The sequence below is a fragment of the Allofournierella sp. genome (assembly GCF_048388525.1).
Taxonomy (GTDB): Bacteria; Bacillota; Clostridia; order Oscillospirales; family Ruminococcaceae; genus BQOK01.
Map to the genome: position 1 here is coordinate 131,079 of NZ_DBGCTQ010000053.1, position 20,784 is coordinate 151,862.

The 20,784-nt window shown below is 62.8% G+C and carries 18 protein-coding genes; 10 read left to right on the plus strand and 8 right to left on the minus strand.

The window, feature by feature from the left end; translation table 11 throughout:
* Positions 1 to 95 precede the first annotated feature (95 nt).
* On the minus strand, positions 96 to 1,016 hold the full coding sequence (locus ACMLHZ_RS06875; protein ID WP_418667026.1) for an ArsR/SmtB family transcription factor: 921 nt from the start codon (positions 1,014 to 1,016) through the stop codon (positions 96 to 98).
* Between the two features lie 285 nt (positions 1,017 to 1,301).
* On the opposite strand from ACMLHZ_RS06875, the gene ACMLHZ_RS06880 reads away from it, so the two are divergent.
* The 7 genes from ACMLHZ_RS06880 (at position 1,302) to ACMLHZ_RS06910 (ending at position 11,317) form a co-directional block, all read left to right on the plus strand.
* Positions 1,302 to 2,657 (plus strand): ABC transporter substrate-binding protein, encoded by a 1,356-nt coding sequence (locus tag ACMLHZ_RS06880; RefSeq protein ID WP_418667027.1) that lies wholly within the window; start codon positions 1,302 to 1,304, stop codon positions 2,655 to 2,657.
* Between the two features lie 132 nt (positions 2,658 to 2,789).
* Positions 2,790 to 3,680 (plus strand): carbohydrate ABC transporter permease, encoded by an 891-nt coding sequence (locus ACMLHZ_RS06885; RefSeq protein ID WP_418667028.1) that lies wholly within the window; start codon positions 2,790 to 2,792, stop codon positions 3,678 to 3,680.
* A 3-nt stretch (positions 3,681 to 3,683) separates the two neighbouring features.
* Positions 3,684 to 4,526, plus strand: a complete 843-nt coding sequence (locus ACMLHZ_RS06890; protein WP_418667029.1) for a carbohydrate ABC transporter permease — start codon at positions 3,684 to 3,686, stop codon at positions 4,524 to 4,526.
* Between the two features lie 12 nt (positions 4,527 to 4,538).
* Entirely contained in the window at positions 4,539 to 6,722 is a 2,184-nt protein-coding gene (locus ACMLHZ_RS06895; protein ID WP_418667030.1) for a family 43 glycosylhydrolase, read from the plus strand.
* A 15-nt stretch (positions 6,723 to 6,737) separates the two neighbouring features.
* Positions 6,738 to 8,741 carry an AbfB domain-containing protein gene (locus ACMLHZ_RS06900; RefSeq protein ID WP_418667031.1) on the plus strand — a complete coding sequence of 668 codons (2,004 nt, stop codon included), beginning with the start codon at positions 6,738 to 6,740 and terminating at the stop codon, positions 8,739 to 8,741.
* A gap of 15 nt (positions 8,742 to 8,756) precedes the next feature.
* Positions 8,757 to 10,490 (plus strand): glycoside hydrolase family 2 protein, encoded by a 1,734-nt coding sequence (locus tag ACMLHZ_RS06905; protein ID WP_418667032.1) that lies wholly within the window; start codon positions 8,757 to 8,759, stop codon positions 10,488 to 10,490.
* 167 nt (positions 10,491 to 10,657) lie between these two features.
* Complete coding sequence (locus ACMLHZ_RS06910; RefSeq protein ID WP_418667033.1) at positions 10,658 to 11,317, plus strand: hypothetical protein; 660 nt, start codon at positions 10,658 to 10,660, stop codon at positions 11,315 to 11,317.
* A 136-nt stretch (positions 11,318 to 11,453) separates the two neighbouring features.
* Here the strand turns inward: ACMLHZ_RS06910 and ACMLHZ_RS06915 are convergent, their stop codons facing one another.
* On the minus strand, positions 11,454 to 12,326 hold the full coding sequence (locus tag ACMLHZ_RS06915; protein ID WP_418667034.1) for an NAD(P)-dependent oxidoreductase: 873 nt from the start codon (positions 12,324 to 12,326) through the stop codon (positions 11,454 to 11,456).
* Between the two features lie 75 nt (positions 12,327 to 12,401).
* The gene (locus ACMLHZ_RS06920; protein WP_418667035.1) at positions 12,402 to 13,802 is read right to left on the minus strand and encodes an MATE family efflux transporter; all 1,401 of its coding nucleotides are present in this window, start codon (positions 13,800 to 13,802) and stop codon (positions 12,402 to 12,404) included.
* Between the two features lie 169 nt (positions 13,803 to 13,971).
* On the opposite strand from ACMLHZ_RS06920, the gene ACMLHZ_RS06925 reads away from it, so the two are divergent.
* Both ACMLHZ_RS06925 and ACMLHZ_RS06930 read left to right on the plus strand, forming a co-directional pair.
* Positions 13,972 to 14,874, plus strand: a complete 903-nt coding sequence (locus ACMLHZ_RS06925; protein ID WP_418667036.1) for an AraC family transcriptional regulator — start codon at positions 13,972 to 13,974, stop codon at positions 14,872 to 14,874.
* A 170-nt stretch (positions 14,875 to 15,044) separates the two neighbouring features.
* Complete coding sequence (locus tag ACMLHZ_RS06930; RefSeq protein ID WP_418667037.1) at positions 15,045 to 15,428, plus strand: desulfoferrodoxin family protein; 384 nt, start codon at positions 15,045 to 15,047, stop codon at positions 15,426 to 15,428.
* An 89-nt stretch (positions 15,429 to 15,517) separates the two neighbouring features.
* On the opposite strand, the gene ACMLHZ_RS06935 is transcribed toward ACMLHZ_RS06930, so the two are convergent.
* The 5 genes from ACMLHZ_RS06935 to ACMLHZ_RS06955 all read right to left on the minus strand — a co-directional run bounded on the left by ACMLHZ_RS06935 (position 15,518) and on the right by ACMLHZ_RS06955 (position 19,448).
* The gene (locus tag ACMLHZ_RS06935) at positions 15,518 to 15,964 is read right to left on the minus strand and encodes a hypothetical protein (protein ID WP_418667038.1); all 447 of its coding nucleotides are present in this window, start codon (positions 15,962 to 15,964) and stop codon (positions 15,518 to 15,520) included.
* A gap of 13 nt (positions 15,965 to 15,977) precedes the next feature.
* Positions 15,978 to 16,418, minus strand: a complete 441-nt coding sequence (locus ACMLHZ_RS06940; RefSeq protein WP_418667039.1) for a LytTR family DNA-binding domain-containing protein — start codon at positions 16,416 to 16,418, stop codon at positions 15,978 to 15,980.
* A gap of 178 nt (positions 16,419 to 16,596) precedes the next feature.
* Positions 16,597 to 17,616 (minus strand): DUF2804 domain-containing protein, encoded by a 1,020-nt coding sequence (locus tag ACMLHZ_RS06945; protein WP_418667040.1) that lies wholly within the window; start codon positions 17,614 to 17,616, stop codon positions 16,597 to 16,599.
* Positions 17,617 to 17,759: 143 nt separating this feature from the next.
* Positions 17,760 to 18,497: a glucosamine-6-phosphate deaminase gene (gene nagB / locus ACMLHZ_RS06950; RefSeq protein WP_418667041.1), complete on the minus strand. Its 738-nt coding sequence runs from the start codon at positions 18,495 to 18,497 to the stop codon at positions 17,760 to 17,762.
* A 162-nt stretch (positions 18,498 to 18,659) separates the two neighbouring features.
* A complete protein-coding gene (locus ACMLHZ_RS06955) occupies positions 18,660 to 19,448 on the minus strand; it encodes a helix-turn-helix transcriptional regulator (protein ID WP_418667042.1) in 789 nt (262 codons plus the stop codon).
* Positions 19,449 to 19,579: 131 nt separating this feature from the next.
* On the opposite strand from ACMLHZ_RS06955, the gene ACMLHZ_RS06960 reads away from it, so the two are divergent.
* Complete coding sequence (locus ACMLHZ_RS06960; RefSeq protein WP_418667043.1) at positions 19,580 to 20,692, plus strand: ABC transporter ATP-binding protein; 1,113 nt, start codon at positions 19,580 to 19,582, stop codon at positions 20,690 to 20,692.
* Positions 20,693 to 20,784 lie beyond the last annotated feature (92 nt).

Below are 20,784 nucleotides of genomic sequence, written 5' to 3' on the forward strand. Positions count from 1 at the left end.
CCGCGGACCCAAAGCCTGCAAAACGCCCCGGCCCCTGTGAAGGGAGCCGGGGCGTTTTTTGCGCTGGCCCGCAAAAGCGGTGCAAAGCGGGAGGGTCAATATACAAAGGAGAGCTTGATATCCTGCTCGAAATCGCCGAACTTTTCGCCGAAGAGGTTGAAGCCGCCCACATATTCGGCACCTTTTTTATTGCCGATGCGGACCGTGACCGAGCAGCTTTCGCCCAGGCCCAGATCCCCGAGCCGCAGCCCGGAGGCGGGCTGGTTGTTGATGAGACATCCGTCGGCCGAGACCGCCACGGTGACAAGCAGGCCGTACTGGGTGGCCCCGCTCTCCCACCAGGTGGGGGTGAGCCGGCCGCGGCGGGCGCCGAAATCGCCGGGGGAGCGCCAGGTGCCGCACTCTTTGCCGTTGATCCAAACGGTGAGGTCGGACTTCCAGGTCTCGCGGTAGTTTGCCACCTCGGAGCAGGCCTCGAAGGTGAGAAGCAGCTGCTTGGGGGAAGCATCGGCCCCCAGCGAGTAGGGGAATTTGTACTCCACATAGCCGCCGGAGGACCAGAGCAGCTGCGCGTGCATGCGCTCGGGGAGGAAGAAATCGGCGGGGCGGTCCTCATAGCCGATGACACCGGACTCGCCCGCCAGGCCGCAGGTGGGAAGGATCTCGCAATCGGTATAGGCGCCCACGGGCATGGAGACGGTGGAGACCTGGTTCACATTGGTGGGGGTGCCCACCAGGCGGATGCTGACAAAATCGTTTTTGCGGCTGCACAGCTTCATGGAACCGCGGCTGCCGGGCTGCTGCTCGGTGTTGATGAGGCCCGCGCTCTCCAGCGTGCGGATGTGGAGCGCGGCGGTGGAGGCCGGGATGTGCAGCTGCTCCGCGATTTCCCCTATATTATAACTGTTGTAGTATAAAAGCTTTAAAATTTGGATGCGGGCGGGAATGGACAGCGCTTTGGCCACTTCGCAGAGCTGCTCTTCGCGGTCGGCATTCAGTTCCAGAATTTTAGACATGTGATTCCTCCACGATTTTTGCTTGAATTAATCATAGCATAATTTTAAAAATCTGTCTAACCAATTTTTATGGCATTTATAACAATAAAGTTGGCCTTAATATGGCGGTTAATACAAAAATGAATTTAAAAAGAACAAATATATTGACATAAACGAAGCCGCGGTGGTAAGGTAGAGGCAGAAAGAAACATAAATGTTGTTTTTAAATTGCAAAAAGGGGGGAAGCCGCCGCACTTTGGGCACGAACCGCAAAAAACCATCAAAAACCGAAAAGAGGAGATAGCTATGAAAAAGATCCTGTCGATCCTTCTTGCTGCGGCCCTGGGGGCGGCCGTGCTGACCGGCTGCGGCCAAACCCCCGCTTCCGCACCCGCCTCTGCGGCGCCCGGCGCATCCGGTGCGTCCGCACCGGCGGCCGGTGAAAAAACACACCTGAAGTTCATGGGCTGGGGCAATGACGCCGAGGTGGCGACCTTCCAGGCGATGATCGACCAATTCGAGGAGAAATATCCCGATGTGGAGGTGGAATACATCGTTGTTCCCAGCGGCGACTTTGACACCAAGCTGCAGAACATGATCGCCGCGGGAGACCAGCCGGATGTGTTCTATTGCAGTGTGGACTGGGTCATGAAGTACGCGGCCACCGGCAACCTGCTGGATATGACCTCGTATGTAAACGACAACGAGATCTTTGACGTGGACAACATCTGGGCGAACGCTATCGACATTTACCGCTACGATGGCACCGCCCTGGGCAGCGGCCCGATCTACGCCCTGCCCAAGGACGTGAGCGCTTTTGCCGTGGTGTACAACAAGGACCTGTTCAAGGCGGCCGGCATTACCCCGCCCACCGAGAGCGAGCCCTGGGACTGGAACGATTACCGCGACGCGGCCGTTAAGCTGACAAACGGCGATGTGTACGGCACCGGCATGTACTCGCTGGAATCGGCCGTTTGGTCGAACGGCGCCGACTGGCTGGATGCGGATCTTTCCAAGGTGGCCTTTACCGACCCCAAATTTACCGAGGCGCTGCAGTACGTGGCCGACCTGCGCTGCAAGGACCACGCGGCCCCCACCTCGGCCGAGGAGGCCTCGCTGAGCAGCTACGACCGCTTTATGCAGGGCAAACTGGGCATGCTGGGCGTGGGCTCCTGGTCCACCGCGGACCTGTGGAACTGCGAGTTTGACTGGGATGTGATGGACTGGCCCGTGAGCCCCAGCACCGGCGACAAGGCTGTGTGGTTCGGCAGCGCGGGGCTTGCGGTGTCGCCCACCAGCAAGAACGCCGGGGCCGCCTGTGACCTGGCCGCGTTCCTTGCCTTCAACGAGGACGCGCAGCGCACCAGCTACACCACCGGTATGTCGGTGCCCACCCTGAAGGACATGGCCTACGGCGAGTACAGCGCGATGGACAAGGGTCCCGCCAACAAAAACGGCTTTTTGAACGTGCTGGCGGACTATGGCCGGCTGGCGACCCAGTCCCGCACTTTCAACCAGGAGTGGTGGAGCGAATTCAATTCCGGCATTGACGCGGTGTACGACGGCGAGATGACCGCCCAGGAATACTGCGATTCCATGGCACAGCCGGTGCAGCAGCTGCTGGACAAGAGCATCGAGCAGCAGAAAGCGCTGAGCAAATAAGCGGGGCGGGCGCACCGGCGGGGTACACCCTGCCGGTGCGCCCGGCGTGCCGGGCGGGAAAGGACCGCGCAGAGAGCCGAACCGGGAAGGACCCGCCGCCAGGGGCCCGGCGAAAGGAGACGACTGTTTTTTATGTTTAAAAAAAGCCTGAGGCGCGAGGAAAAGGTATCCGGTTTTTTGTTCGTCGTGCCGTGCATGCTCCAGTTCCTGTTTTTCTTTTTGCTGCCGCTGGGCCTGTGCGTCTACGCCTCGTTTACCGACTGGAACGTGCTGGTGCGCGACAAAACGTTTTTGGGCCTTGCCAATTTTGCGGAGCTGTTCAGGGACCCGAAATTTTGGATCGCGCTGCGCAACACCTTTTATATGATGATCCCCATTCCCATTTACATGACCCTGGGCCTTTTGTTCGCCATGGCCTGCAACAAAAAGATCCGGGGCGAAAAGGTGTTCCGGGTGATCTATTACGTGCCCTATATCTCCTCGGTGGTGGCGCTGGTGCTGATCTGGAAGTGGCTTTTCAACTCGGAATTCGGCCTGGTGAACCAGTTTTTGGGGCTGTTTGGCATCGAGGGTCCCAACTGGATGAGCGACCCGGTGTGGACCCGCCGCATGATTGTGATCATGATTGCCTGGAAGATGATCGGCATCACGGCCATTTACTTTTTGGCGTCGCTCAAGAACCTGCCGGCCGAGTATTACGAGGCGGCCATGATCGACGGCGCCACCGGCTTTCAGCAGTTCAAGCGGATCACCCTGCCGCTGCTGACCCCGATCATTTTTTACCTGCTGACCGTGAACGTGATCGGCTCGCTGCAGACCTTTATTGAGGTGAACCTGTTCACCAGCGACGGCGGCCGGGGCTACGGCGTGGCGACGGTGGTGTATTACATTTGGCAGAAGGCCTTCAATTACAGCCAGATGGGCTACGCCTGCGCGGCCGCGGTGGTGTTTGGGCTGATGATCCTGGTGCTGACGCTGCTGCAGTTCAGGATCTCGAACAAATGGGTGTATGAGGGGGAATGAGCAATGAAAACAAAGCGTGAAACATCGCCGGGGCGTGTGATCGTGTTCCTGCTGCTGGTTTTCGGGGCGTTCACCATGGTCATCCCGTTTGTGTGGATGCTGGCGACCTCGCTGAAGGAGGCAAAGCTGGTGTACGAGATCCCGCCGCGCTGGATCCCCGACCCGGTGGACTGGCACAACTATGTGGAGGTGTGGACCAAGTCGAACCTGGTCACGGGCATCAAGAACAGCGTGATCGTGTCGGCGGGGGTGCTGTTTTTCGGGACGATCTCCTCCACCATGGCGGCGTTCTCGTTCGCCAAGCTGAATTTCCCGGGCAAAAAGCTCTGCTTCATGGCGCTGCTGTCCACCATGATGATCCCCTTTGTGGTGTTGCTGGTGCCGCAGTACATTCTGTACACCCGCGTTCACTGGATCAACACGCTGCTGCCGCTGATCGTGCCCGGGGCGCTGGGCAACGCGTCCATGATCTTTTTTTTGCGGCAGTACATGCAGGGGCTGCCCACAGGGCTGATCGAGGCGGCGCGGATCGACGGGTGCGGCTACTTTAAAATTTATTGGCGCATCTTTATGCCCCTCGCAAAGCCCGCGGCGGTGAGCAACATCATCATGATCTTTATGGCCACCTGGAACGATTACCTGGGGCCGGTGATCTTTGTGAACGACGCCAAAAAGCAGACGGTGCAGGTGGCCATTGCGATGCTGAATTCCTACCACGAGACCCAGACCGACATCCCGGTGATCATGGCGGCCGCCCTGATCGCGCTGCTGCCGGTGCTGATCCTGTTTATCGTGTGCCAAAAATATTTTGTGGAGTCCATGGCGCTTTCGGGCATCAAGGGCTGAGGAGAGAAAATCATGCTGGCTGCCTACCAAAACCCCATTGCCAAAAAGGGCGACTTTGCCGACCCGTTCGCACTGCGCTGGAACGGCCGGTATTACCTTTACTGCACAAACCCGGACCTGCGGTGCTGGAGCTCGGCCGACCTTGTGAACTGGCGGCCGGAGGGACCTGTGATCGGGCCGGACACATTTCCCGGGCTGGTGCCCTTTGCACCGGAGGTGGTGTATTCGAACGGAAAGTTCTACCTGTACACCTCGCCCTCGGGGCTTGGGCACTATGTGCTGGAGAGCGAAAAGCCCACCGGCCCCTTTCGAAGGATCAGTGAAAACCTGGGGCACGCCATTGACGGCTCGGTGTTTATTGACGACGACGGCAGGTGGTATTTTTACTGGGCCGGCGACGAGGGCATCTGGGGCTGCGAGATGAAAAGCCCCACCGAGTTTGGGGAGCCGGTGCTCACGGGAGCGTTTTTGCACGGCTGGACGGAAGGGCCGCTGGTGCGCCGGCAAGGGGACATTTATTACATGACCTACACCGGAAACCACTACCTGAGCAGCGGTTACCGGATCCAGACCGCCTGGAGCCGGGACCCCCTGCGGGGCTACACGGACGACGCCTGCAACCCGGCGGTGGTGTGCACGGGCGGGGGCGTGACCGGCCTGGGGCACAGCAGCACCGTGCTGGGGCCGGACCTGGTGTCGCATTACATGCTGTACCACAACCTGAACCCGGACGCATCCCGCGAATTGGATCTTGACCGCCAGCTGTGGTATGGGCGCGCCACCCAGGTGCTGGGGCCCACCGTGACGCCGCAGCCCGCGCCGGGCCTGCCGGACGCCGCGTTCCCCCCGATGGAAGATGTGCCCGCGCTGGAATGGGGATACTCGGGTGAGCCCTGGCGGCGGGAGGACGAACTGTTTTACAGCGCCGGCGCGTTTGAGGCCAGGAGCACAGAGGCTTTTGGCCCCTGCCTGACCGCGGAATTTCACCTGGCCCTGCCCGGGCCGGAAAAAGGCGGCCGGGGCATTGCCCTGGAAGCAGAGGGAGGAGCCCGCCGGTATGAGCTTGCTTTTTTGCGGCGGGAGCACTGTGTGCGGCTGCAAAAAACGGGCGCCGGGGGCACAGAGGTCTTGAAAGAGGCCGCGCTGCCGGCGGATCATTGCTTTGAGGCGCCGCACTGCCTGCGGGTGGAGCTGGCCCCGAAGGGGCTGACCCTGTGGGTGGACGACCGGCGCCAGCTTGCGGCGGAGCTTGAAGAAAGCGGGGCGGCGTTCCGGGTGGGATACTTTTCCCGAGGGGGGGCGCTGGGGTGCGGGTACACCGCCGTGACCGCGTCCACCCGCGAGACCGCGCGCCGGACGGCAAGGATCCCGGCGGGATGCGCCTTTGCGCCGGTGTTCGGCTGCGAGGGCGGCTTGCCCGGGCCGGACGGCAGCGTGCTGCTGCGGGAGGGCGAGACGGCGGGCTATACCCTGTGGGCCGCCCAGGCGGGCGAATATGAGCTGTGTGTGACGGGCGGCGGGGAGGAGCCGCCAGGCGGCCTGGAAGCGGCCCTGGACGGAAAAGCCCTGGAGCCAGCCGTGTTCCGGGACACGCTTTTGCGCTTGAAGGTGTTTTTGGAGCGGGGCGAGCACCGGCTGGAGCTGACCGGCGCGCGGGGCGGGATGCGCCTTGCGCGGCTGGAAACGCGGCCGATGGCAAAGGGGTTTTTGCCGCCCTGTGCACAGCCCGCCCTAAAGGCGGGGCCCTGCGGCAAGAGCCTGTGGGGAGAGGAGGCCGCCGGCGATTACGCGGTGTGCGCCGAACTGAAGATTAAAAGGGAGGCTGCGGACGGGCGGGCGGGGCTTTTGCTGCGCGCCACACAGCCCGCGGAGGGCGGCGAGGGGGCCGACCCGGTGCTGGGCATCGACTTTTTTGTGGGATATTCGGTGCAGTTTACCGGCACGGAGTGCCTGATCGCGCGCCATCAATACGACCGCAGAATCCTTGCGGCCTGCCCGTACGGGCTGGCGGAGGACCGCTGGTTTGCGCTGCGGGCCGAGGTGCGGGGCGGCACCATCGCCGTGTTTGCAGAGGGCGGCGCCGCGCCGCTGCTCACCGCACAGGACGCCTGCCCGCTCACGCACGGGCAATACGGCCTTTGGGCCGAAAACGCGCGGGCCGCCGCGCGGAACATCTGCGTTACAGAATTTGAATGAAAAGGAGAGCAAGGCATGAAACGTACATTCGCCCTGATCGCGACGGCCTTTTTTGCGCTGTGCGTCCCCTTTTGCGCCGCATTTGCGGACGACGCAGAGGGGACCACGATCTATGGGGACGCGGGGACCCCGCACTGCTTTTACGAGCGCATGGTACAGCTGCCGGACGGCACCCTGCTTGCCACCTGGCTGCGGGAGTTCCCGGTGAATTCCGGCTGGGCCGGGATGCAGGCGCCGCAGTTTTTTGCCAGCACGGACGAGGGCAGGACCTGGAGCCTGCGCAGTGAGATCACGCCGGAAAACGACGGCATCTCGCGGGATAAGCTGGGCATGCCGGGGCTGTTTGTGCTGCCGCAGCAGCTGGGAGAATACCCGGCGGGAACGATCCTTTACGCCGTGTCGGACTGGGACACCGAAAACGAGTACACCATTCACATCTGGCGCAGCACGGACAAGGGCGCCACCTGGCAGCTGCACAGCCAGCTTGCCCCGCGCGCTGGCCGCTCGACCTGGGAGCCGGAGTTTGCCGTGAGCGCGGACGGGCGGCTGGTGTGCTATTATTCCGATGAGCGGCAGACCGGGTATGACCAGTGCATCGCCTACGAGGTGAGCGCGGACGGCGGCGTGAGCTGGGGCGGCTACACGATCGTTGCGGGCGAATACGAGGAGGGCTGGGTGCCGGGTGTGAGCGAGGGCAACTGGCGGCCGGGCATGCCGCGGGTGCAAAAGCTCCGGGACGGCAGCTACCTGATGGCGCACGAAAACATCAACGCCAGCCCCAACGGGGCCGTGACCCTGCGCCGGTCTGCGGACGGGCTTAGCTGGGGCGATGCGCTGGAGCTGGGCAGCCTGGTGAGCACCGGGGCGGAGACCGCGTTCCAGTGCCCCACCCTGGCCCTGGTGGACGACGGAAGCCCCTATGGCCGGCTGTTTTTGCGCGGCATGAATGACAGCTGCTCGCCCAGCCTTTGCTTTACCAGCACGGACAACGGATATACCTGGAGCCTGATCGACGCCCCGCTCACCGCGGTGCGCAACGAGAGCCGGGGCAGCAGCTGGAGCGGCACGTTTATCGCCTCCGGAACCAAGCTGATGGAGCTGAACAACTATTATAACGGCCAGTACAACGAGATCCGCTTCGGCACTGGAAGGCTGTACGGCGACCAGCTGATCGTTTCGGGCGCGGACTACAAGCTGGTGAACACCGCGTCCGGCCTTTGCATGGACGACCCTGCCGGCTCGATGGAGCAGGGCACCCAGATGATCCTGTGGACCGACAATTCCCTGAAGACCCAAAGCTGGCATTTGGAGGAGGACGCGGGGGCCTACAAGCTGCGCTGCAATTACAGCGGCCTTGCGCTGGACAACAAGGAGGGCTCTGATCAGCCGGGCGCGGTGGTGCGCCAGTGGGAGGACAACGGCGCGCCGGCCCAGCGCTGGGCGCTGGAAGCCTGCGAGGGCGGCGCGTTCCGGATCAAAAATCTGCACGGAGGGCTGTACATCGACGTGGAGAGCGGGCAGGAGCCGTTGCACGCGCCGCTGGTGCAGCTGCCCAAAAGCGACAGCGCCACACAGAAATGGCGGCTGGAGCGCATTTATGAGATCGTGCGGCTGGGCTCGTATAATATTTCGGGGACCTTTGTGCGGCACGCGGCGGACGGAACGGTGCGCATTGACAGCGAGTTCACCGCGCAGCCGCTGAAGGACTCGGAATGGCGGGCCGTTCCCGGCCTTGCCGACAGCGGGTGCGTGAGTTTTGAATCGGTCAACCGGCCCGGGTACTACCTGCGCCACCGGGACGGCAGGCTGACGCTCTCGCAGGACGACGGCACCGATTTGATGCATGGCGACGCGACCTGGAAACGCGTGCCGGGCCTTGCGGACGCCGGCTGTGTATCCCTTGAGTCGTACAACATTTCCGGCAACTATATCCGGCACCGGGACGGGGTACTGTACATCACCCCGATCGCCTCGGAGCTGGACCGGGCGGACGCCACGTTCCGGCAGATCAAACAGTAAATCGGGGAGGCCTTTATGGATGAAGTGATAAGAGGGGAGTATCCGCGCCCGCAATTCGTGCGTGCGGACTGGATGCCCCTGAACGGCGAGTGGGAGTTTTCCTTTGAGGAGGAGCGCTACGACCGGAAGATCCTGGTCCCGTTCGCTTATGAAACGCCGCTTTCCGGGATCGGGGAGAGGGAGTTCCATGACACGGTGTGGTACCGCAGGACCTTTGAGGTGCCGGCGGACTGGGAAGGAAAACGGGTGCTGCTGCACCTGGGCGCGGTGGATTACGAGTGCGACGTTTGGGTGAACGGCGGCCATGCGGCGCATCACGTGGGGGGGCAGCTGGGCTTTTCGGCGGATATCACCGGGCAGCTGCGCCCGGGAAAGAACACCCTGCGCGTTTGCGCAAGGGACGACCACAGCGCGCTGGACATCCCCCGCGGCAAGCAGTTCTGGAAAGAAACATCCGAGAGCATTTTTTACACGGCCACCACGGGGATCTGGCAGAGCGTGTGGCTGGAGCCCGTGAGCGGCACGCATATCGGCGAGGTGCGCATCACGCCGCTGTACGACGAAAAAGCGGTGCGCTTTGAGTACCGGCTGGCCGGCGACGCCCAGGGCGCCGAGCTGTGGGCGGAGATCTCGTTTGAGGGCCGCCGCGCCGCGGGCGCGGCGGTGCGCGCGCAGAGCCCGCAGGGCGCGTTTTCCGTCTCGCTGGAGGAGACGGCGCTGGGCGTTTGGAATGCGGGCGAAGAGCTTGTGTGGACGCCGGAAACGCCGCGCCTTTTTGACGTTGTGTTCCGGCTGGAGCGCGGCGGCGAGGTGCTGGACGAGGCCCGCTCGTACTTTGGAATGCGCAAGGTATCGGTGGAGAACGGGCGTTTTTTGCTGAATAACCGCCCCTATTACCAGCGCCTTTTGCTGGATCAGGGCTATTGGCCGGGCGGCGGGCTGACCGCGCCCAGCGACGAGGCCTTTGTGACCGACATCCGGCTGGCAAAGGCCATGGGCTTCAACGGCGTGCGAAAGCACCAGAAGGTGGAGGACCCGCGCTTTTTATACCACGCGGACCGGATGGGCCTGCTGGTGTGGGGCGAGATCGGGTCCGGCTACACCTACTCGAACCGGCTTGCCGGCCGGTTGATGGAGGAGTGGGTGCAGGCCGTGCAGCGGGACTACAATCACCCCTGCATTGTGGTGTGGACGCCGCTGAATGAATCCTGGGGGGTGCAGGAGATCGCCCACGCGCCGCGCCAGCAGGAATTTTGCCGGGCCATGACCGCCATGACGAAGGCCCTGGACGCCACCCGCCCGGTGAGCGACAACGACGGCTGGGAGCATGTGGGCGGCGATCTGGCGACCATTCACGACTACGAGGCGCGGGAAGATGTGCTTGCGGCGCGCTATGCCTCGGCACAGGCGGCGCTTGCCAGCCGGCCGGCGGGGCGCGGGCTTTATGTGGAAGGCAGCGGGTATGGGGGCGAGCCGATCCTTGTGAGCGAGTTCGGGGGTATTTCGTTTGCCATGTGCGGAGAGACGGGCTGGGGATATTCCAGCGCACGGGACGAAGAGGACTTTTTGCGGCGGTATGAGGCCGTGATTTGCCCAATGCTGAAATCCCCCTGTGTGCAGGGCTTTTGCTACACCCAGCTCACGGACGTGGAGCAGGAGATCAACGGCCTGCTGACCTACGACCGGCAGCCGAAGGCCGACCCCGAAAAGATCCGCCGGATCACCTGCGGGGAGAGCGGAGGAAGATAGGCCGTGGAAAAGGGAGTGAAACGGCGCATCCAATGACGCCCTGAAAGAAAAGTGTTTGCACAAAGCGCTCGCCTCTTTTGAGGACGGGCGTTTTGTGCTATAATAAAAACAATAAAGGGATGAAAAAGCGGCGCCTGTGGCGCAGGGCAAGGGGAGGGGAAAAGGGCATGAAACGCTGGCAGTTTTGGACCGGGGCGGGCGTGTGTTTTGTTCTGGCGGCGGTGCTGGCGGCCTGGCCCGCCTGGGGACAGGCGAAGAGGGGAGCCCTGGCGCTGGCCGCGCTGGCTGCGGCGCTGTGCGCCATGGGCTTGGCGGTGCGAGCGCTGGCTTTTGGGCGGCAGACGCTGGCCTTTGAGGAGCTGCGTCCCCCGCCGCACCGGCCGCGCGCGCCGGGGCAGACGCCCCCGCCCCCGGCGATGCCCCGCGCCCTGCCGCTGGAGGAGCAGTGCCTGGGCAGCCTGCGGGGCGCCGTGCACGCGCTGGGGGCTTTGGCGCCCGTGTTTGAGGCGCCGCCCATGCTGGGCTGGCAGTTCCAGCGGATGCGGCTGGCCCTGAACCGGGTGCTGGCGGCGGCGGAGGCGGGCAAGGCGCGGCAGACCGCGGACTTTGCGGTGCAGTACCTGCCCAGCGCCATGCAGTACCTGACGGCCTGCGAGGCCGAGGGCTGCCCGGAAAACGCGCAGGACACCCTGACAAAGCTGGCCCTGGCCTGCGAAAAGCAGGAGGATGCCCTTGCGGCCGGGCGATACGTGACCTTTGAGGAGGAGTACGCGGGGCTGCGCGCCGCGCTGGAACAGGCGCATTTTTGCTGGGATACAAAAAAGTGACAAAAGCCGGGCCGGGCTTGCGGGGCGTTTTGCCTTTGCTGCTCCGGCCCGGCGTTTTTGGCCCTTTGGGATACAAAAAAGCGCCGCCCCCGGGCGGGGCGGCGCAAATTCCAAAAACAAAGCGTAATTTTTGGCTTTAGGATTGCTCGCGGTAGAACCTGATAAGGGCCTGGGTGCCGTCGTTCTCGCCGCCCGCGGCGGCGAACCGCTCGTACAGGGCCAGGACGCTTTCCAGCATTTCCAGCTGCACGCCCCGGCTGGCGGTCTCGTCGTGGATGATCTTCATGTCCTTGATGAAGTGCTTTACAAAAAAGCCGGGGGCGAAATCGCCCGCGAGGGCCCGGGGAGCCATGTTGGCGATCTGCCAGCTGCCGGCGGCCCCGCCGCCGATGGCATCCAGCATTTTTTGCGGGTCCAGGCCCGCCTTTTCGGCGTAAAGGATGGCCTCGGTGTAGGCAGCGGTGGCCCCGGCCACCGCGATCTGGTTGGCCGCCTTGGTGTGCTGGCCGCAGCCCGCCGGGCCCATGAGCAGGATGTTTTTGCCCATTTTTTGCAGGAGGGGCAGAACTTTTTCGAAGGCCGGCCCGTCGCCGCCCGCCATGATGGAGAGGGTGGCCTCCCGCGCGCCCTTGTCGCCGCCGGAGACCGGGGCGTCCAGCACCGCAATGCCCTTTTCGGCGCCCAGCGCGTACAGCGTTTGAGCCAGGGTGGGGCTGGAGGTGGTCATGTCCACCGCCACTGCGCCGGGCTTTGCGCTTTCCAGAATGCCGCCGGGAGCGCAAAAGACCTCCTCGACGTCTTTGGGATAGCCCACCATCACAAAAATGAAATCGGCGCCGGCCACCGCCTCGGCGATGGTGCGGCAGGCGGTGAAACCAAACTGCGGGGCCTGGGCCTCGACCTTTTCGTAGTGATGGCCATAGGCCTTTACCGGGTACCCGGCCCTGACCAGATGGCCCGCCTGCTGGGCACCCATGACGCCGGTGCCGATCCATGCTACCTGTTCCATGCTGCAACACTCCTTTGATCGTTTGTTTAATTGGTTGGAATTCCGCGCCCCGGACCGCTGGGAGGCGGGCATATGTTAAGAAAAGCCCCCGGGGGAGCCGGGCTGGGAATCCGGCCTTGTGACCACCCGGATCCACTTGCCGCTGCGCAGGCGAAAAAGGCCCACGATGCTTTTTACAATGTTGTCGCACCGCATGCAGAAGAATACCACCGGCGCGGACCAATGGAATACGAAGCCGCCCAAAAGGCCCAGGGGGATGGCCAGGGCCCACATGAGGCCGCTGTCGAGCAGGAGGTTGGTGCGCACATCGCCCCCGCCCCGCAGCACCCCCACCACCATGACCACGCCCACGGCCTGAAAGGGCTGGATGAAGGCCAGGATCGTGAGCAGGCTGACCGAGATGGAATAGGCCTCGGCACTGACCCGGTACAGGCTCATGATGGGCGTGCGCCCGGCCAGCAGCAGGGCGGTGCACACAAAGCTCAAAGCGAGGCTGACCACCACCGTGCTGTTGGCGGCCCGGTGGGCGTCGCGCAGGCGGCCCTCGCCGATGGTCTTGCCCACCACCACGGCGGTGGCGTTGGCCATGCCGAAGATGAACACGCTCACCAGGTTGTTGACCACGTTGACGATGCTCACAGCGCTGGTAAAGCTGGCGCCCATGCGGCCGATGGTGAGGTTGATCACCGCCAGGCCCAGCGCCCACAACAGCTCGTTGCTGACCACCGGCACGCTGTTGCGGATGTAGTCGCGGAACAGGCCGCTGCGCAGTTTGAAGAGCCAGCGGGGAGTGAAGCGCACCCGCTTTTCGATGAAGCACATGTACACAAGGGCGGCCGCGCACTCGAACAGACGGGCCAGGATCGTGCCCAGCGCCGCGCCCCGTACCCCCAGGGCCGGCGCGCCCAGCTTGCCGAAAATGAAACAGTAATTGAAGAACACGTTCACAAAAAAGCTGCAGGAGTAGATGACCATGCTCACCCGCACCTGCTCGACCGCCCGCAGGCACATGATGTAGCAGTTGGAGAAGCTGTAGAACACAAAGCTCACGGCCAGCCATTCAAGATACGCCGCGCCCGCCTCGATCACCGCGGCGTCGGTGGAGAAGATGCGCAGCACCTGCACTGGCAAAAGGCGCCCCAGCAGGGTGAACAGGACCGACGCGCCCAGCGCGAAGCGCAGGCTGAGGGCGATGATCTGGCGGATGCGCGGCATATCGCGTTTGCCCCAGTACTGGGCGATGAGCACGGCCGCGCCGCTGGCGAGCCCGAAGCCGATCACATTGAGGATCATGAAGGGCTGACCGCCCAGGTTCGCGGCCGCGATGGCCACGTCGCCCAGCTGCCCCAGCATGATGATGTCCATCATATTGACGCCCAGGCTGATGATGTTTTGCAGGGCGATGGGCAGGGTGATGGCCAGAACGCCCTTGTAAAAGGACCAATCGGTATAAAAATGCTCTTTCAGCCGCTGCACCGGCAGCACCCCCCTTTTGCAGAATCGAATGTATCCAGTATATCACGGGCGGCAGATTTTGACCAGTGTGCGCGGAAAATTTGCCGCGGAAAAGAAAATGTTTGCACAATCGGCCCTTTTCCTGTATACTAAGGGCGAGAGAGAAAACAGGGAAGAGGAGCTGAACGCCATGGGGTACGTTCCCCTGGAACTGGCCCGCCCCATCCGGGTGGACCGCATTTATTCGGTGCACTATTTTGAGTACGGGCCGGATTATACCTTCGTGGGCGAGAGCCACGATTTTTGGGAATTGGTGTACGCTGACAAGGGCGAGATCTACGTGACGGCGGGCGAGGAGGAGAAGCTGCTCAAAAAGGGGCAGATGATCTTTCACAAGCCCGGCGAGTTTCACAACGTGCGGGCCACCGGCAAGGACGCGCCCAACATCGTGATCGTTTCGTTCGAGTGCAGGGGCGATGCGATGCGCTTTTTTGAGGGCCGCATTGTGAGCGCCAGCGACAACGAGCGGGTGCTGATGGCCCGCATTGTGGAGATGGCGGGCGCCGCGTTTTCCACCCCGCTGGACGATCCCTGGGCGCAGCATTTGGAACGCAAAGAAAACGCGCCCTTCGGCGCGGAGGAGATCATTGGCATCTCGCTGGAATACATGCTGCTGGAGTTGATCCGCCGGGGCGAAAACGGCGCCCCCGCCCGCCCCACCAGCCTGATCCGCGAGCGCAGCCAGAACGAGTTTTTGGCCCGGGTGCAGGGTTATCTTGAGGCAAACATCCAGCGCCGGCTGACCCTGAGCGATATCTGCCGCGACAACCTGGTGGGCCGCAGCTACCTGCAAAAGGTGTTCCGGGAAAAGACCGGCGGCGGCGCCATGGAGTATTTCGGCAACCTGAAGATCCAGAAGGCCAAGGAGATGATCCGCGAGGGCAGCCACAACTTCACCGAGATCGCGGCCCTGCTGGGGTACAACTCGATCCACTATTTTTCCCGCCATTTTAAAAAGGTGACGGGGATGACCCCCTCGGAATACGCCAGCAGCGTGAAGGTGCTGGCCCGCCGGGGCCGGGGTGAGGAATGAGCGCCCGGCCGGAACGTGAAGAATAAAACGTGTTGAAAAGCCGCAGGGGGCCGTTTGGCCGCCGCGGCTTTTTTTTGCCGCCGGGAATGGGCGCAGGAGGCGTGGGGAACGCTAACAGGGCCCGGGCAAAACGCCCGGCGCAGAAGGATTTGAAAAGGAGCGGGAGCGATATGAGAGAAAAAGAACCGGAATTTTACGCCTGCGGCGGCTGCGGCCTGGTAGTGGAGGTGCTGCGGGGCGAGGGCGCCAAGCTGGAAAACGCGCAGCTGCAAAAGCTGGAGCCCGGCACCAGCGACGGCGCCGCGGAAAAGCATCTGCCCGCCGTGACCCGGGAGGGCAGCAGGGTGACGGTGCAGGTGGGCAGCGTGGAGCATCCCATGAGCGCAGAGCACAGCATCGAGTGGATCTATCTGAGCACCAAAAAGGGCGGCCAGCGGGCGGACCTGCACTCCACCGACGCACCCCGGGCCACTTTTTTGCTGGTGGAGGACGACGAGCCCCTGGCGGCGTATGCCTACTGCAACCTGCACGGGTTCTGGAAGACCGAGCTGTGAGGGGAAAACGCGGCGCAGGAGCGTGGCAGGAAAAGGCCGGGAACTCTTTTTGAGTTCCCGGCCTTTTCCCGTATCAAGGGGGCGCACGGTCAGCGCTGGCCCTGCTGTTTGCGATACTGGCCCAGAAGGCCATCGTACTTTTTGCCCTGGATTTGAAAGTAAATCTCGAAGCCGAGGGTCATGACCACGAAGATTGCAAGGAAGATGCCCAGGAAGATGAGCCAGCTGAGCATATTCCCGGCGGGGAACCAGCGGAAGCCCACGGCGAAGCCCGCCAGAAGGGGCAGGAACAGGCAGACGAACAGCAGCGCGCGGCGGCTGTAGCGCATGTGATGAAACACAAAGTCGGTAAAGGCGAGGCATTGCAGGAATACCCCCAAAACCGAGATGGCCAAAAATTGCAGAATGGTGGAAAAGCGCATGCTGTCGGCCCAGCCGGTGAGCCAGGAGATGACCACGTACAGCAGGATGGTACCGGTAAAAAGCAGGCAGGCATCGGTCTTAACCCGAAGGACGAATTTCAAAAAGCGTTTCATGGATAAAGCCTCCTTATAAAAGACCCAGCTTTTGCTTGAAGCCGGGCACATACTGGCGATTCACCAAAAGGCGCTCGCCGTTTTTGAGGGTGAGCTCCAGCCGGCCGCCGAACTCCGGCCGGAGCGACTGCACCTGGTCGAAATTGACAAGGGCCGATTTGCCTGCGCGCAGAAAGCTGCCGCCGCACAGGCGTTCTTCCAGTTCGTACAGGCGCAGGGGCGTTTCGTACACCCCGCCCTCGGTGTAGAGGAACACCTTTTTGTCGGCTGTGTCGGCATACAGGATGTCGGCCGCGTCCAGAAGAAAGGTGCGGCCCCCGCGCAGGCCGGTGAGCTTTTGCTCGAACGCCCGCAGGCTTGCCACCAGCCGGGCGGTGGGGCCGTCCAGCGCGGGGCACCGCAGGGTAACGGTGACCTCGGCCAGGGCGGGGTCCTCGATGATTTCGATGCGCATGGCGCGCCTCCTCACATTTGCTTGTTGGTAAGGCTCCTTACAACTACAGTATAGCGGCGCGGCGGCGGGAAGAAAAGCTTTTTGGCGCCAGCTGCGTTTTGAGCGCCCCAAGCTGCATGGAAGACGGGGTGAAAAAAGCCCGGCCCCTTTGGGGGCCGGGCGGAAAGCAGAAGGGGAGCTACCAATTGTTTCGGGCGTGCTCGGCGAAGCTGATGAGGTCGGTGACGGCGAGCGCGGTGCCGTCGTCCAGCACTGCGGTGCCGGTGAAACGGCCGAACATCTGGTGGCACTCGTTGTCCACCCACAAAAGCTTTGTGCGGGTGGTGCGGTCGTACCAGGGGGTGAGGGTCAGGTCCAGGCGGCCCTCGGTGTCCCGCAGGCGCCAGGGGGCCATGTAATTGGATTTGTCCAGCACAAACTGCACCGGGCCCAGCTTGTGGCGTGCCCCGCCGTAGAACAGCACGTTCTCGGTGGCGCGGGAGGTGTCGCCGAAGCCGCAGCCCAGATTGAAGCCGAAAGGATGCCCATTTATAAGGCCCGCCCCGTTTGACCAGTACCACTCGTTGGAGAAAGGCCACACGCCCCGCCCCCAATCCAGAATGCCCCAGGCATTCTGCCTGAATTCGTGGCGCAGGGCTTTGCCGCCGGCCTGCCAGGCCACATAGCCCTCGGCCGCCATACAGTTGTTTTTTTGGTTGGCGTAAAAGGCGGTGGGCTTTTCGGAAAAGGGCACCACAATGGAAAGGCATTTGCCGGTGGTGGGAAGCAGGGTGACACGGGCCTCGAACCCCGGCCCGGCGGCGAACAGCTCCCGCACGCCGCCCTTTGTTTCCAGCGTCATCTCGATGCCCTTGGCCCGGTAGGCAAGGCGGCTGTCATCGTTTGCGGAGGCGGGCAGGTGCAGGCTGCCGAAGGGCAGCGCGAGCAGTTTGTCCGGCACGGCCCAGCGCACGCCGTTTTTGAAATCGAACAGCATGCAGCCCACATTGCCCGCATAGGCTGCATGGCCGAAGGTGAACTGGAGGCAGAACTCAGCGTCGCTGACCTGGTAAAAATCCCATTCCTTGATGCGCCAGGGCGCGGTTTTGATGGCCCTGCGGTCATAGCGGAACAGGCCTTCGTCGGCCCAGCCGGGGTTCGGGCGGCCCCGGGCGTCCAACACGGGCCAGGGGGAAGTGTAGCGGATCTCGGCAGACATGGCAAACCCTCCTTTTGGTTGACAGAAAATGTGTTCTGCTTTTTGCCCGCCGCGCCGGCAGCGGTTCCTGATTTCATTATAGCACAAAATAACACAAACCCCCGCCGATTTTTCGGCGGGGGTGAAAGCTGCGTTGAGGGAGTTCAGGCCTTGTAGCCCACGGCGGCGGCCAATTCCTCGTCGATGACCACCACCACGTTCTCGTGCATTTTCAGCATGCTGCTGGGGTTCTGGGTGGTGATGACGTCGTCCATGACGAGGCCCTTGATGGCGCTGGTCTTGGCAAGGCCGGTGGCGATGAGCACCACGCATTTGGCGGCCAGGATGTCGCCCATGCCCATGGTGATGGCGGTGGTGGGAACGTCTTCTTTCTTTTCAAAGAAGCGGGCGTTGGCGTTGATGGTGCTCTCGGTGAGGGTCTCGATGTGGGCGGTGGCGTGCAGCGCGTCCGCCGCCTCGTTGAAGGCGATGTGGCCGTTATTGCCGATGCCCAGCAGCTGCAGGTCGGCCGCGCCGCCCTCGCGCACCTTGGCTTCCAGTTCGGCGGCGTTGGCCGCGGGGTCGCCCATGCCCTTGGCCACATAGGTGTTGGCTTTGTCGATATTGATGTGGTCGAAGAGGTTCGAGTCCATAAAATAGCGGTAGCTCTGGTCGTGGGTGCCGGGGATGCCGCAGTATTCGTCCAGATTGACGGTGCGCACTGCAGAAAAATCCACCTTGCCGGCCTTGTTGGCCTCGATGAGCTTTTTATACATGGGCACGGGGGTGCCGCCGGTGGCCAGGCCCAGCTTGCAGGCGGGCTTTTCGTTCACCAGTTTGCAGATCATATCGGCCACATAGGCACAGCTCTCGTCGTAGCTTTTGGTCACAACAACTTTCATTGCCATACACTCCGTTCTTGTATCAAAACTTGATTTGGCCCGGCTTTTGCGGCCCGGCGTTCTTCCTGCCTTTAATCATACAGGCTGGAGCGCGAATTGAAAACCCCCAAACATGCCTTTTTTTTGCACAACTTGTGGGTTTGGCCCGCGCGGACGGGGGGCTTATACATACAGCTCCTGTTCCAGGGGCAGGGGCGCTGCGGGCAGCGCGGCGGGCGCGGCCGCCTCCCGCCAGGCGGCGGGGGTCTGCCCGGTGGCCTTTTTGAACACCCGGCACAGATAATTTGCGCCGGAAAAACCGCACAGGCTGGCCACCACCCCGAGGGGGTATTCCCGGCGGCACAGCAGCTGCTTTGCCGCCTCGACGCGCACCCCGGTGAGGTACTGCCCCGGCGGGGTGCCCACCGCCGCTTTGAACACCCGCACCAGATGGCTTTTGCTGACCCCCAGGCTGGCGCTGAGTTCCTCGACCCCATACAGGCCCGCGTAGTGCTCGCGCATGGCGGCGATGGCCGCGGCCACAAGCGGCGGCAGGGCGGGCGCCGCGGCGTCGGCCTCGGCCGCCTCGCAGAGCAGCTGAAAGCACAGGCTGCCGGCCTGGGCCGGGGGCTGCCCCGCCGCCAGCTGGGCAAGCAGCTGGGCCGCGCCGGGCGCGGAGGCCCCGCTGGCAAACATGGGCCCGGCGAGACCCTGCAGAAACTGTGCCGCGGCGCTGCCCCCGATGCACGCGGCCACCAGATGGCAGGGCTCGGCGGGCACCAGGCGCAGAGGGCCGGCCCCCAGCAAAAGGCTGCCCGCCGCCGCGAGCCTTTGCGCCTCGCCCGAAAGAGCGCAGCGCCCGCTGGAGAGCACCCCCACCCACAGCCCGCCGCCCGCCAGCACAAAGGGAGCGGAAAACTGTTGGTCGGCCAGTTCCGTGAGCCTGGCCACGCGGGTGTAATCAAAAATCAATATCCGCCACCTCAAATCAATAAAATGCTATTTAAAAGGAGAAAATGTCTGTTATTATTATATTAGATGACCGGGACGCGGTCAAGCGCGTCAATAAAATGAATAAACTATGAAAAAGGAGAACTTGAACGATGGCAAGCATCAGCTTACAGCACATTTACAAGATCTACCCGGGCGACGTGACCGCCGTAAAGGACTTCAACCTGGAGATCGCCGATAAGGAATTCATCATTCTGGTCGGCCCCTCCGGCTGCGGCAAATCCACCACCCTGCGCATGATCGCCGGCCTGGAAGAGATCAGCAAGGGCGAGCTGTACATCGGCGACCGCATGGTGAACGACGTTCCCCCGAAGGATCGCGACATCGCCATGGTGTTCCAGAACTACGCGCTGTATCCCCACATGACCGTTTACAAGAACATGGCGTTTGGCCTGGAGCTGCGCAAGACCCCGAAGGACGAGATCGACAAGCGCGTGCGTGAGGCCGCCAAGGTTCTGGACATCGACCACCTGCTGGACCGCAAGCCCAAGGCGTTGTCCGGCGGCCAGCGCCAGCGCGTTGCCCTGGGCCGCGCCATGGTGCGCAACCCGGCCGTGTTCCTGCTGGACGAGCCCCTCTCCAACCTGGACGCCAAGCTGCGCACCAGCATGCGCACCGAGATCATCAAGCTGCACCAGAAGCTGGCCACCACCTTTATCTACGTGACCCACGACCAGACCGAGGCCATGACCATGGGCGACCGCATTGTGGTCATGAAGGACGGCATTGTGCAGCAGGTCGACACCCCGCAGAACCTGTACGATTTCCCCTGCAACATGTTCGTTGCCGGCTTTATCGGCAGCCCCCAGATGAACCTGCTGGACGCCACCCTGCATAAGGACGGCGACGCCTATTACCTGGACCTGAGCGGCGACAAGGTTGTTCTGCCCAAGGAAAAGACCGCCGACGGCTCCCTGGACGCCTACGTGGGCAAGCCGGTCAAGGCCGGTGTTCGCCCCGAGGACATCAAGGACGACGCCGAGTTTGTGGAGAAGCACGCCGACTGCAAGCTGACCACCACCGTGGAAGTGAGCGAGCTGATGGGCAGCGAGATCTACCTGTACCTGGAGTACAAGGGCAACAAGATGACCGCCCGCGTGGCGCCCACCTCCAAGGCGAAGAACGGCAGCCAGGTGATCATGGCGTTCGACCCCCACAAGGTGCACCTGTTCGACCCCGAGACCGAACTGACCATCCTGAACTGAGAGTTAAGAAGCATAAAAGCGCCGGGCTGCTGCCCGGCGCTTTTTGTTTGGAGAAAGCGCCGGCGCACAGTGCGCTGCCTGATGCAGGGGGA